Genomic DNA, 13807 nt, shown 5'->3' with positions numbered 1-13807 from the left:
CCATGAATTTTGAAAAAGCACTCAAGGTTGTAGAGACAGCAATTCAGGAGCATGAACACAGGCACCTGAATGATGTCGAATTGACCATACTGCGGGGATCTTGGGAGGGTCTGACCTATGATGACATGGCAAACTCCCTGCATAAGGCAAGTTATCTCAAGGGAGATGTTGGTCACAAGTTCTGGAAGTTACTTTCAGATGCCTTGGGGGAACCGGTCAGCAAAAGGAATTTTCGGGCGGTACTAGAGCGATCGCAGTCCCGATTCCCGTACAAAGATGCTACGCAAACCCAGTCGGTCGTCGCTTCTGACTTCTATTATGTAGAGCGCCCTCCCATTGAATCTCTCTGTGAACAAGAAATTTCAATACCTGGTGCCCTGCTTAGGATTAAGGCTCCCCCCAAGATGGGCAAAACTGAACTGATGTCTAAGCTAATCAATGACGCATGTAATAAGGGCTACAGAACGGTTGATTTGAAACTGCGGCTAGCGGAGGAAACAGATTTCGAGAACCTGGATAAATTCTTGCAGTGGTTTTGTAGTAGCATCACTCAGATGCTGGAGGAGAAGCCGGATAACAAAGTGAATGAACACTGGAATAAGCACCTTGGTAATAGTAAACTTAAATGCATGGACTATTTTGAGGACTGTCTGTTAAATGCAGACAAACCTCCTCTAGTCTTAGGCTTGGATGATGTGGATCAGGTTTACCAATATCCAGAAATTGCCGGAGAATTTTTGGGTATGCTGCGAAGCTGGCACGAGAAAGCTAAAACTCGTCGTATCTGGCAAAAACTCCGAGTGATATTAGTGCATACCGAAGAATATACTCTACTGGATATAAACCAGTCACCATTTAATGTAGGCACATCAGTAGAGTTACCAGAATTCAGCCCAGCGCAGGTGAAAGATTTGGCAAAGCGTCATGGACTCGATTGGGACACTGCCCAAGTTGAGCAGCTTATGGAGATGGTAGGAGGGCATCCGTATCTAGTGCGAGAAGCCCTTGAACACATCACACGGTGGGGCATGACGCTTGCCGATCTGTTGAAAACGGCTCCCACAGAAGCTGGTATTTATGGTGACCTTTTACAAGAACACTTGTGGAATTTGCAGCGGAATCGCCAAAAGCATCCAAAACTCGATGCAGCACTTAAACAAGTAGTTACAGCTGATTGCCCAGTGCAATTAGAGTCAGCTCTGGGGTGGAAGTTAGATGAACTAGGGCTAGTGAAGCGGAAAAGCAATGGTGTAGAACCGCGTTGCAAGTTATATCGTCTGTATTTTCAAGAACACCTGAAAGACACGCAATGAACCCAGAAGCAAACTCAGCCAACAAATACCAAGTTGGGGGGAGCCTATCGATTGATGACCCTACCTATGTGATGCGGCTGGCTGACGACGAATTCTATCAAGCATTAATGGCTGGTGAGTTTTGTTATGTACTGAACTCACGGCAAATGGGCAAGTCGAGTTTGCGTGTGCAAACAATACATCGGTTGCAACAAGAAGGTGTTGCCTGTGCTGACATAGATATTTCGGATATTGGTAGCCAGTCGGGGACATCGGCGAATGAGTGGTATGTGGGCTTCGTCGATTTGCTATGCAGAGAGTTTAAGCTTTCAATCAATTTAGAAGCTTGGTGGCAATCGCGTCAGTATCTTTCTCCCGTGCAGCGGCTAAGTAATTTTATCGAAGAGGTACTGCTAGCTCAGGTTTCCCAGAACATCGTCATCTTTGTCGATGAAATTGATAGGGTTCTCACATTAGACTTCAAGGACGATTTCTTTGCGTATATCCGTGCCTGTTATAACAAACGTGCCAACAAACCAAAATACAGACGCCTCACCTTTGCACTGCTAGGAGTAGCAACACCATCTGATCTGATTCAAGATAAAACTAACTCACCGTTTAATATTGGTAAAGCGATTGAATTACATGGCTTTTCCCTAGAAGAAGTAATGCCTTTAGCTCCAGGATTGGTAGGGAAAGTCAGAAACATAACGGCTGCACTCACAGAAGTGTTGATTTGGACAGGTGGTCAACCTTTCCTCACCCAAAAGCTGTGTAAACTTATTGCAACCTCATCATCTCCTATTCCACAAGGCAGTGAAGTTAAGTATATTGATGACTTGGTGCGCTCCTCAGTGATTGAAAATTGGGAAGCTCAGGATGTACCCCAACATTTAAGGACAATTCGCGATCGCATTCTCAGGAGTAAGAGTAGAACTGTTCGTTTGTTGTCGCTGTATGAACAAATTTTGCAACAGGGAAAAATTGCCGCTGATGATAGCCCCGAACAAATAGAGTTGCGGCTATCAGGGTTAGTAGTAAAGCAAGGCAATTCCCTAAAAGTTTACAACCGTATTTATGAGAAGGTTTTTAACCAGACTTGGGTGATGAGGGAGCTGGAGACTGTGCGCCCTTATGCCGAATCTTTAAAAGCTTGGTTGGAATCCAATCATGAGGACACCTGGCTATTGCAAGGACAAAAGCTTCAAGAGGCTCTGAAATGGGCAGAAGACAAAACCTTAGGCGATCAGGATCGTCAGTTTCTAAGTGCTAGCCAAGAATTAGAGAGAAAAACAGCTCAACAAGATAAAGACAAAGCTCTAGAAATCGCCTCCTATGAGGGGATACGAGCTAATCGATGGCAACTGGTTACTGCTGCTACTATTGCAACTGCCGCTACCCTGTGGGGAGGATTTTTATGGTGGCAGAATTCTACATATTGCCCAGATGGTCAAGCAAGGTTAAACGGTGCCTGTTTACTTGTGGCTAGCAGTGGGGAGAGCAACCTCTTTAGTTCTGGTAACTTTGACCTGCGTCAAGGTATTAAGGCTTTCAAATCAAAAAATTATGCCTTAGCAATTAAGTTTTTTGAAAAAGCCGTAGACAGCGCTCCTAATGACCCAGAACCCCAAATTTACCTCAATAACGCCAAAGCTCGTTATAAAAAAGGTACTCCTTTCACACTAGCAGTAGTAGTGCCGATAGACAACAATCCCACCGATGCTAGAGAAGTGTTGCGCGGCGTGGCAGATGCACAAACTAAATTCAACAAAGCCGGAGGTTTAAATGGTAGGTTACTAGAGATTATAATTACCAACGATGGAAACAACCAAGACTTCGCCAGCAAAACAGTTGCCCAGCAGATTGTTCATAACAAAGCAGTTTTAGGCGTAATTGGTCATAACTCCAGTGAGGCAAGTGAGGCAATACTCCCTGAATACGACAAAGCTGCGTTGGCTATAGTTTCTCCTACTAGCACCAGTTCATCTTTAACTAAAAGCCGTTCAAATTTCAAAAATAGGGTTTTCTTCCGGACGGTTGCTTCTACTAAGCTATTGGCTAAAAAGCTGGCTGAGTTTGCCAAAGACAAAGGCTTCGACAAAGTGGTGATTTTCTTCGATGAATCTAAAGAGAGCATCTACAGCAAAAGCGCCAAAGAAGACTTTGGGAAAGAGTTCACTGGGAGCATTATCCGAGCTGTTGACCTGAGTAAACCTGATCTGGACGCCAAGGCTGAAATCGAGCGCAGTGTAAAAGAGGATAAAGTAAAAGTTGCTATTTTATTGCCAGGTGTACAAACAAGTTCTGTTGCCATCTCTATTGCTAGGGCAAATGCCCAGCTCCTACCGGAGCAAAGATTACAGCTGTTGGGTGGTGGTGCATTGTATGGGTCTAACACCTTAATACAGGGTGCCTCTGCGATTGAGGACTTAATTTTAGCTGTACCCTGGTTTGATGATGGAAATTCCTCCTATGCGAAAGAAGCAGCACAGAGATGGCAAGGAAACATCAACTGGCGCACCGCTAATGGTTATGATGCGACACAGGCTTTGATTAGCGCACTATCCACCAATGCTACACGGAAAACGGTACTTAACAATTTGAGCGTTGTGGATCTTCCACCAGATAAAACATCAGGGGATAGACTCCGGTTTTTTGCAACGGGCGATCCTGATAGGGAATATGGCCTCGTTTGCGTTCGTAGAGGTGGGCCTTCTCCTCAAGGTTCCCAACATAGCTTTCAGTCGTGCGATTCGGAAAACGCTCCGGAAAACCCTGGGCAAAAGTGAAGAGGGGTTGCTTGAACAAGCGGTAGTTAGTGAAGGGATTGGATATAATCAACTTTCTACATCGCACTGTTATCCCTCATTTGTTACTTTCCTGATAAGACGACAAATAATTTAAGTTTCACGATTCATAATTTTCTGACTAATTCTCTGACATCAGCCGCAGAATCTTGATCCATAGCTGATGCAACAATTGTCTCTGCTTGTGCCATTGTTAATTGGGCGATCGCCTGCTTAAATCCAGGAATAGCTTGCGGATTCAGACTCACCTCATCTAATCCTAACCCCAGTAAAATCGGTGCTGCTAAAGGATCTGCTGCCACTTCCCCACATAACCCTACCCAAATACCCGCTTGATGTGCAGCTTGGACAGTTTGCTGAATCATGCGTAACACAGCCGGATGCAATGCATCTACCAAAGTTGCGACTCGTGGATGCGTACGATCTGCCGCCATGACATACTGGCTGAGGTCATTGGTACCAAGACTGAAAAAGTCTACCTCAGCCGCTAACTTGTCAGCAAGGACAACCGCCGAGGGTGTCTCTACCATAATACCCACTTCCATATTTTCATCAAAAGAGATACCAGCTTGACCCAGTTCAGCTTGTACTTCTTTTAGTATTGCTTTGGCTGCTTGTATTTCTCGCACAGTAGCAATCATCGGAAACATGATTTTAATTTGGTGTCCGAGACTGGCTTTTAAAATTGCCCGCAACTGAGTTTTGAAGATATCAGGATTATTGAGACAAAAACGAATTCCGCGCCACCCCAAAAAAGGATTGGTTTCGTGGGGAAAATTCAGATAAGGAATTGGTTTATCGCCTCCCACATCTAAAGTGCGGATGATCAATGGACGGGTATTAAGAAGTTGGGCAATACTTTGATAAACTGCTAGTTGCTCTTCTTCCGTTGGCGGTGTTGTTCTTTCCAGATAAAGGAACTCAGTGCGGAACAATCCTACGCCTTCTGCACCTAAACTCAAGGCGGCTTGAGTATCAGATATACTTCCAATATTAGCGAATACACTGATTCGTTTTTGATCACGACTGATTGCTGGACTGAACGCCGTTGCCAGTGCTTGCTGATAAGCAACTTGCTGTGCATCTCGCTTTGCCTCAAGTGCTGTTTGGATATGTGGTTCTGGTTCTATCCAGACTCTGCCACTCTCACCATCAAGCGCTAATCGGGTATTATCTGCTACTTGCAATATTTCTGGTGGTAAGCCAACTATCGCAGGAATACCTAATCTCCGGGCGATAATAGCGCTGTGGGAAATAGCACTGCCAGATGTCGTACAAATTCCCAGGACTTTTGCTGGATCTAGCCTAGCTGTATCAGAAGGACTTAGGTCAGTTGCAATCAAAATCGCTGGCTCGGAGAAATGAAAATTGATATGGCTATCATCTGAAATTCTGATGTGGGATTGAAATCTAGTCAGTAGTCGTAATACTCGCTGTCCCACGTCTACGACATCAGCGACTCGCTCTTGTAAGTAAGAATCTTCAATACTACGGTAATTATTAGCCAACTCATCGACAACCGCTTGCCAAGCAGCTTCAGCATTATAATGTTGTTCAAAGATGCGTTGCTGAACTGCTTCTAGTACCACAGGGTCTTCTAAAAATAGCAGATGGGCATCAAAGATAGCAGCTTCAGCGTCTCCAATTTGAATAGATGCTTGTGAGAATACAGCTTCAATTTCCTCGTGAGCAATTTGAATGGCTACCTGTAAACGTTGCCACTCTGCCTCAACATCATCTACGTGGTATTGCTGAATATCAATCGGAGTAGGACGATACAGAAAAACGGGTGCGATCGCCACTCCGTTGGAAGCAGGAATGCCTTGGAGAAAGTGATGCGAAGATGGGATATGTATCTGCGTGTCTGAGCGTCTTTGTGTCTCCACATCCGGCAAAACTTCGCCAAAGTTGGTTTCAACCAATGTTTGCAATGCTGCCAGTGCTTCATCTGCATCAGAACCAGTCGCAGTAATAGCCAGTTCGTGTCCTTGACGCACACCCAAGGTGGATACTTGATTGATACTATCAGCGCGTACAGCTTCAGTACCTTTAGTGATATTCCGAACTTTTATTTGGGATTGAAAACGGGCTGCCGTTGCGACAAATTTCGCTGCTGGACGGGCGTGTAATCCCAATTTATTACGGATTACCAAGTGTATTTCTTTTGTCTGCGGTTCGTCGGAAGACCTTACGCCGTCAGTGTGTGCCCCCCTCTCCGCTTGCGGAGAGGGGTTGGGGGTGAGGTTATGGGCTACACCTAATTGAGTCGCTTTGGCTACCAATGCTCCCCGTGCTTCAGCTATAACCTGTTGAATATGACTACCAGCAGCTGCGGCTACAGCAGCTGCGATCGCACCTTCAACAAGTGGTGCTTCACACAGATGCACTTTATCGCGTAGTTCTTCTGGAAGAAACTCTAGCGCCATTTCCGCACTCATAACGGCGCTGCCGAGATCCATTAAGACGATAACACCTTCATCACTGTAAATAGAGGCGATCGCCTGATAAACCTGCATAGCATCTGTACCTAGCGGGTTTTCTGGATCGTCAATTCCAGCAGCAACAGCCAGGGGGACTTTGCCCTGAACCATCTGTGCTGCCAGTTCCCGGACTCCTTCTGCAAGCTTTTTGCTGTGAGAGACAATGACAATTCCGACCACGACCACACCATCAACTTTGTTGAAAAGCGATTGCTCACTCACTTACTTTATGCTGTTAGTTGCTCATAGGCGTAGGGTGTGTTAACGAAGTGTAACGCACAGGCGTAGGATGCGTAACGAAGTGTAACGCACTGTTATTAGCTAAAGCACTGCTAATCTATCCGTGATATAAGAAAAATGTCATGTGCAGCTTTAAGTATGTCAATTCTTGACTCCAATCAAAGTTATACTTTCAGCCGATACTTTGAGCTTGGCTTTGAAGCTAGTGAACTCGCTCAAGAATTTGGCTATAGTTTAACTCGAAAAACGCTCAATTTACCTGAGTTTCCTGATGAACTTGACCGCTTGGGAGAATTACGCGATCGCATTGAGGAGGTACTACCATTTGTACCGTTGACTAACGAACTTGCAAGACGAGAAATTCTCATCTCGCGGGTGGTGACGGAGTTAATTCATTACACACAGGCAGAATTACGAATTGAATATAATTTGAAGGTTTCTAATTGGCTTCAGGGTAATTTAGATTATTTACTGCGGGTAAAATCCGTCAATCAATTATTAGTCATTGAGGCAAAATACGAGGATTTGACGCGAGGTTTTACGCAGTTAGTCGCCGAATTAGTGGCACTAGATCAGTGGTCAGGTTCGACTACACTTGACCAACAGCCAATTTTAATTGGCGTTGTTTCTACAGGTACAATATGGCAGTTCGGTAGGCTCGACCGCAACACAAAGCATTTTGAACAGGGGATTAATAGCTATCGGGTTCCCGAAGATTTGGAGCAAGTCATGCGAATTTTAGTGGCAGCTTTGAAAGGAAATAATTAAAAAAGCACCAAGAGTGTCACGTTGTAACTTTAAGTGTAACCGTGATTAATGAACAAACTACCACCAGATTGTTCAATTGCTTGATTCATTTCCTCGATAGAGACTGCTTTCCTTCCTGGTTTATAGAGAATACCAGACAATTCTTCAACTTGAATATTCAGCGGCTGAATGTAGACTTTGCCGTCTGGTTCAATAATGAAATTAATGCGGTCGCCCGGACGTAAGTTAAGTTTCTCTCGAATTTCTTTGGGGATAGTTGTCTGACCTTTGCTGGTAATTGTGGCGATAGACATAAAATATCCTTACTTTTAAAATAATTTCTTACTTTAATGTAAGGATTTAATGAGGAACAGTCAAACAGAGGCGATCGCTGCATCTGTCCACTTCCCATCTTCGTTTGATTATGAACTAAGTACAGCTTTGCCTAAGTTCGTAGCGAATAGACAAAAAACAAACTTTGCGTTCCTTTGCGCTATACTCTGCGCCCCTCTGCGTTTAAACTTAAACTCTCAATTGACCACGAATTCATGAATGTTGGCATTCACTCAATTTATTTGTGCAATATTATAGCTATATAGAGGCGTAAGCGTTTTTGGAAGTCAGGCGATCGCTCTTTTTCTCTTCCTACTTTTCCTACTTCCACATTTCTATAACTCGACTGCGCCTAAAGCTTTAAGCGTGGCTTTCTTTGCTTTGGTTATACCCGTAACACCAGCTTATGACGTACATATTGACTAATCCACCCAATTTTCCAAGACTAAACCTGGAATCCGAGAAAATTCTCTGACATTATTAGTCACTAAAATTAGCCCAAGACTGATTGCCTGGGATGCTATTAGCATATCCATTGACCCAATGACAATACCTTGTCGTTCTAACTCCGCTCGAATTCTTCCATATGTTTGTGTCGCACTTGCGTCAAAGGGAATAATTTCCAGAGGAATTAAAAACTGACTGAGTGCTGCCTGATTTTGCTGTTGACGTTGGCTTTTGTAAACACCATACTCAAGTTCTGCAACAGTAATAGAGGAAATACCGACATCAAATATCTCTAGTGTCTGAAATTTATCGAATACTTTAGGTGGCTTCCTTTTAATAATGTAGATACATGTATTGGTATCCAGCAAAAATCTCATTCAAAAGCCTCTCTAACTTCTAAATTAGGCTGTTCTCTGGTTTCCATAAAGTCCTCAGAAAAGAGTTCAGTTGCGTCAAACAAAGTTTGCCAAGGATTTTCTTTTGAAATTAAGACAACAGCATTACCTATTTTTTTTATATAAACTTCATTCCCTTGAAACTGAAATTCCTTGGGTAATACTACGGTCTGATTCTCACCATTTGTCAATAATTTAGCAGTATCCATATTTGAAACTCTCTGTTTTATTGATTTCTTGAACTGTCATGAATATTGGCAAAGTTCACTCCATTTCTTTGTGCAATATTATAGCTATATAGAGGCGTAAGCGTTTTTAGAAGTCAAGCGATTGCGAAGACAAGGCACTGCTACGGCTAGGCGATCGCCCTTTTATGAATTGTGCTTTAGGCGATCGCTCTCTGGTGGTTACTGAGTCTCTCCATCGCACCGATTAGCTATAAACTCACACCTACTTACCATGCTCAAGGTAGTTTGACTTCACAGCTAGTTATTCCCTTAGCTTTTTTCATAAACTTCTCATCAAAGGTGTAAAACTCAGCATAGTTTTGACTTTGAGCTAGATGAAATGCATCGGCAAAATCTAAACCAGTTTCATGCCATTGTAGTGCTTGAGAAACCAGGCTAGCATTATTCACATTAACATTTGGCAAACCAAAAAGTTTTCTTAAGGCTGCACATATTTCAACTGGTTTGAACTTATAGGCAAACCTCAGCACCCATTCCGTTTCTAAAATCACAGTATCTGGGATAAAAATCGTTTGTGTCTGGAAAATTTCTAGACTTTTTTGATACTGAGCTTCGTCATCTTGAGTTAATAGACGCACAATTATGTTAGTATCAACTGCCACCATGCCATGATTCCTCTACATCTTGACGGATAGCATCATCCATATCATCTAAGGATTTTGGTGTGCCTTGATATTTTAAGCAACCTGCAACTTCATTTAATGTGGTTTCTGCAAAAGGTTTTTTAGGCTTGAGAAGAATTCCATCACCTGTATCAATTACAATCAACTCCTGACCAGCTTCCCAGCCATGAGATTTTCGTAACTGTTCGGGAATAATTACTTGTCCAGAGTTTGATACTTTTGTTATTTCCATTTGTGGGAAGGTTTGCTTATCTGGTATTTTTAATTTTACATTTCCCCTTCTTCCACTGCGCCTAGTGCTTTGAGCGTAGCTTTTTCGGCTTCCGATAAACCAGTAACACCCGTAATATTGATGCCTTCGTAGGGTCTATCTGCTCTCAGTGTTTTGAGACACTTACCTGTCTTTACATCCCAAAGCTTAATCGTGCCATCTTCGCTACCACTAGCAATTATTTTCCCATCTGGACTGAAGGCGACTAAATATATCGCACTACTGTGCCCGTGCAAAGTGTTGAGGCATTCACCAGTATTGATATTCCACAGCCGAAGTGTTCGGTCAGCACTACCACTGGCAATTATTTTCCCATCTGGGCTGAAGGCGACTGAACGAACCCAATAGCTGTGCCCGTGCAAAGTGTTGAGGCATTCCCCAGTGTTGACATCCCACAGCCGAAGTGTTCGGTCATCACTACCACTGGCAATTATTTTTCCATCTGGGCTGAAGGCGACTGAACGAATCGTACTGCTGTGCCCGTGCAAAGTGTTGAGGCATTCCCCAGTGTTAATATCCCACAGCCGAACTGTTCGGTCATCACTACCACTGGCAATTATTTTCCCATCCGCACTGAAGGCGAGTAAACAAACCCAATTGCTGTGCCCGTGCAAAATGTTGAGGCATTGCCCAGTGTTAATATCCCACAGCCGAACTGTTTGGTCATCACTACCACTAGCAAGCATTTTCCCATCTGGGCTGAAAGCGACTGAACGAATCGTACTGCTGTGCCCGTGCAAAATATTGCGACATTTCCCACTGTTGATATCCCACAGCCGAATCCTTTGGTCATCAGTACTGGTGAGTGTTTTCCCATCTGGGCTGAAGGCAACTGAACAAACCCAATTGCTGTGCCCGTGCAAAGTGTTGAGGGATTCATCACTGTTGATATCCCACAGCCGAACTGTTCGGTCAATATAACCACTGGCAAGCGTTTTCCCATCTGGGCTGAAGGCGACTGAATTTACCCCATAAGTATGCTTTTTAAAGGTCAAAAGTTCTCTCCCACTTGCAGCTTCCCACAAGTGAACTACACCCTTATAATCACCTGTAGCTAACAGTCTGCCATCTGTGCTAAATGCCACTGAGCGAACGCTACCTAATGCTTTAGTAAAAACAGAGTCAGCCAAATTTGTCTCAGCAAAATTGACACGGCGCAGGCTAGCATTACTAAAATTAGCACCTTTAATCACAGCACGGCTGAGGTCTTTCCCTTCCAAAGCTGCTTTATCAACCTTCACAAGCAGCGTCGCCGCATTTCCCCCAACATAACCCACTTCAGCTTCTGTTTTGCTACGTGTCGCTTGTAGGATTTCTAGCAGCGGCGATTTGTGTGACCTCTCCCCCAGCCCCTCTCCTGCAAGGAGAAGGGAGTTTTCCCCCTTTCCCTCTCTTCGAGACGCTGCGCGAACGTAGGGAAGGGGGGTTAGGGGGGTTAGGTCAAGCATTGGCAAAAGCAAATCCATCACCGCCTTCGTCAAAGGCGCTTTCCCAAAAGTCTCTCTCAACTTCTCCAACGACTCACTTGCAAATCTCTTCAATGGGGCACTTGACAAAATCCCCCCCGCTTTATCCACCTGCCGACGAAAATAAGATGACCAAGTGTAATCAACTGGCGCAGCATCCTTATTTATATGCAACTGCCCCTGCGCCAATTCAATAAAATCATCAGCCAACACACCCAACTCAGCCGCAAACTTATAAGCCACAAAAAACTCTAACAGCGAACGATGCGCCGGAGTATAATCACCATCGGCATTGCGGATGAGCATCGTCTGCCCCATCATGTCATAATGCCAGTGGTCTAAATCCTTCTCCTCCTGAACAACATCACCGAATAAGCGACGAATTCTGTCAGGAAAAAGACGATAATTTAAACTCATCTGGTCAGTAGACAGCATCTCCCAGGACAACTCACATAAAAAGTAGAGCTTATCCGCCAAAGAAGTAAAAGTACGCTCTGCTTTTATATCCCGTTCCATCTTGCGCCGCACTGCATACAAGTAAACCCGCGACATATCCACTGGCTTACCTGCTTCAATATCTGGCAATGCTTCTAAAATTAACTCGGTCATCACTGGACGACGTGCCAAGTCTAACAGTTGTGGATTACCCATCACCTGCTCAACTGTGGTAGATTCAGCTTGGAATGACAACACCTGCCGGATTTGCTCGTCGTTGAATTTCTCCAGTTCTAGCACTTCAAACTGGGGCGTTTCACCTGTCAGCTTGGCGGTAGACGCTTGCAATTCCGCATTAAGCAAAGCACGTCCTTCTTTCGCTTCTGGAAAATGTTCGGTGCGACAAGTCAAGATAACTTTAGCACCGGGAACGACAACTTTCGCCAACTCCCAAAAGTTGTTTATCATTTGCTGCCGATCGCATTTGGCAGCCATTTCATCAAAGCCATCGAAAATCAGCAGCAACTTACCCATGCTGTTAAGCTGGTCAAACACCTCACTGTTTAAGCGAATATTGTGTTGTGTAAAAAAGAAACCTGCCAAAACGTTCTCAACATTCAGTGCTTTGGCATAGTCGCGCAGCGTGATTATCAAAGGAAGGCGGGGACGTTCAACGCCGCGTTTTTGGGCATCCCGATACCGTTGTAGTGCAGTCCAAGCATAGTGGAAAGCAAACCAAGTTTTACCAGTGCCAAACTCTCCTAAAATAGAGATATGCTCCTTAGCAGGGTCATCTAACCACAAGTCTAAGTAGCCATCAATCCAGCCGTCGCGTTCATCGTAACGGCTGACTCCTATCCGGCGCTTGCTAACTGCGTCAAATTCTTCTTTGGTGCAAGCTAGCGGCACATACTTTTTGTCAATTTCCCGGCGTTTGACTTCCGCCTCTAGCCAGTCGAGATATCCGCTAAAGTCAGCATCCTGATCTATCAGTTCGTCAAAAGTATAACAGTCAAGGTGGCGATTTTCCTCTTTCTCGACTTCATCACGCGCCGCCCGTGAAATACGCCTTGCCGTCACCAGCCACCCTTCATCTGTTCTTTGCGCCTCCACCGACTGACGCAAAGCCATCACATCACCCAGTCCCGCCTCTCCCTCAATCCCACGCACAAGAATGCGGTCATATCGATTACGTCGTGCGGGAATGTCAATAATCCACTCAAAATAATTGTCTTCCCAAACTTCATACTTTTCAAAGCGGTAGCCCAACGTTTCAAACCAGCCGCGCATCTGCTGGGCGAGAGCGATCGCCCTACATTTCTTTTCCTGTAGAGACGCGCTACCTCTTGTCTCTACACTTTGTGCTGCCAACCGCGCCATTTCTGTTCTCATTCCTTCGAGTGTCGGCAGCCTTTCGAGCTGTTCTTGGATACCTGCTATCCTTTTATGTAGGGAACCTATCTGCTGGTTCATCAAAACATCAGCAGGTGTCCTGCTGCGTTTGGCAACTTCGATAAAGACGGTGGCAAATGCCGCAACTTCTCGCCTAATATCAATTCCCAAATTTCTAATTTCATCGCCCAAGGCATAGCCATTGAGAAAAGCATCAACCTCAGAAAGAAGAATTGAGGGATTGTTGTGGTCTAATGCTTTACGGAAAGCCTGTTTTATTTCTTCTCGTCGGAAAAGTTCGAGGAATGGCTTGGGTTTGCCTACACCGTATTCTACCAAAGCGTAGGCGTACACTCCGCTGAAATCTGCTGGTGGATGCTCAGGATCAAGGTTAAATTGCTTTAATAATTTGATGACAGTCTCATTACGCTGAATCTTTTCTTTAATTATCGGGCTGGCAATACCAGTTATGGCGCTGATGAGCGAGTCAAGATTAATCGGTATCACGGGGGCTTTTTTGTATAAAAGGGAAATTTTGTATCTTGCTTACCCTTATGTTAACGCCTGGTATTTTTCCTGTTGTCTAGCCCTCAAATATTTCATCAAAGAGCGATATCGCGTCACTCTAAAA

10 protein-coding genes are annotated in these 13807 nt (G+C 44.4%); 3 read left to right on the top strand and 7 right to left on the bottom strand.

Annotation, left to right across the window (positions count from 1 at the left end; genetic code table 11):
• Positions 1-2: 2 nt before the first annotated feature.
• Positions 3-1313, top strand: a complete 1311-nt coding sequence (locus ACM0OZ_RS23090; RefSeq protein WP_414585153.1) for an AAA-like domain-containing protein — start codon at positions 3-5, stop codon at positions 1311-1313.
• Positions 1310-4081: an AAA-like domain-containing protein gene (locus ACM0OZ_RS23085; protein ID WP_414585152.1), complete on the top strand. Its 2772-nt coding sequence runs from the start codon at positions 1310-1312 to the stop codon at positions 4079-4081. Before ACM0OZ_RS23090 ends, ACM0OZ_RS23085 begins: the two co-directional genes overlap by 4 nt.
• A gap of 125 nt (positions 4082-4206) precedes the next feature.
• Here the strand turns inward: ACM0OZ_RS23085 and ptsP are convergent, their stop codons facing one another.
• A complete protein-coding gene (gene ptsP / locus ACM0OZ_RS23080; RefSeq protein WP_414585191.1) occupies positions 4207-6759 on the bottom strand; it encodes a phosphoenolpyruvate--protein phosphotransferase in 2553 nt (850 codons plus the stop codon).
• Between the two features lie 198 nt (positions 6760-6957).
• Here ptsP and ACM0OZ_RS23075 point away from each other — a divergent pair, with 198 nt between their 5' ends.
• Positions 6958-7587 (top strand): hypothetical protein, encoded by a 630-nt coding sequence (locus ACM0OZ_RS23075; protein ID WP_414585150.1) that lies wholly within the window; start codon positions 6958-6960, stop codon positions 7585-7587.
• Positions 7588-7616: 29 nt separating this feature from the next.
• Here ACM0OZ_RS23075 and ACM0OZ_RS23070 read toward each other — a convergent pair whose 3' ends face one another.
• The 6 genes from ACM0OZ_RS23070 to ACM0OZ_RS23045 form a co-directional block, all read right to left on the bottom strand.
• The gene (locus ACM0OZ_RS23070; RefSeq protein ID WP_414585149.1) at positions 7617-7880 is read right to left on the bottom strand and encodes an AbrB/MazE/SpoVT family DNA-binding domain-containing protein; all 264 of its coding nucleotides are present in this window, start codon (positions 7878-7880) and stop codon (positions 7617-7619) included.
• Positions 7881-8321: 441 nt separating this feature from the next.
• Complete coding sequence (gene vapC / locus ACM0OZ_RS23065; protein WP_414585147.1) at positions 8322-8723, bottom strand: type II toxin-antitoxin system tRNA(fMet)-specific endonuclease VapC; 402 nt, start codon at positions 8721-8723, stop codon at positions 8322-8324.
• Complete coding sequence (locus ACM0OZ_RS23060) at positions 8720-8950, bottom strand: antitoxin (RefSeq protein ID WP_414585146.1); 231 nt, start codon at positions 8948-8950, stop codon at positions 8720-8722. Before ACM0OZ_RS23060 ends, vapC begins: the two co-directional genes overlap by 4 nt.
• A gap of 254 nt (positions 8951-9204) precedes the next feature.
• Positions 9205-9594, bottom strand: coding sequence for a type II toxin-antitoxin system VapC family toxin (locus ACM0OZ_RS23055; protein WP_414585145.1), 390 nt, complete (start codon positions 9592-9594; stop codon positions 9205-9207).
• Positions 9581-9844, bottom strand: coding sequence for an AbrB/MazE/SpoVT family DNA-binding domain-containing protein (locus ACM0OZ_RS23050; protein ID WP_414585143.1), 264 nt, complete (start codon positions 9842-9844; stop codon positions 9581-9583). Before ACM0OZ_RS23050 ends, ACM0OZ_RS23055 begins: the two co-directional genes overlap by 14 nt.
• Before the next feature lie 35 nt (positions 9845-9879).
• Positions 9880-13683 carry an NACHT domain-containing protein gene (locus ACM0OZ_RS23045; protein ID WP_414585141.1) on the bottom strand — a complete coding sequence of 1268 codons (3804 nt, stop codon included), beginning with the start codon at positions 13681-13683 and terminating at the stop codon, positions 9880-9882.
• Positions 13684-13807 lie beyond the last annotated feature (124 nt).

It is taken from the genome of Scytonema sp. PCC 10023 (assembly GCF_963920835.1).
GTDB lineage: Bacteria > Cyanobacteriota > Cyanobacteriia > Cyanobacteriales > Nostocaceae > Kalymmatonema.
Note: the sequence above shows the minus strand (reverse complement) of the source record. Positions and strands in the feature narration are given on the sequence as shown.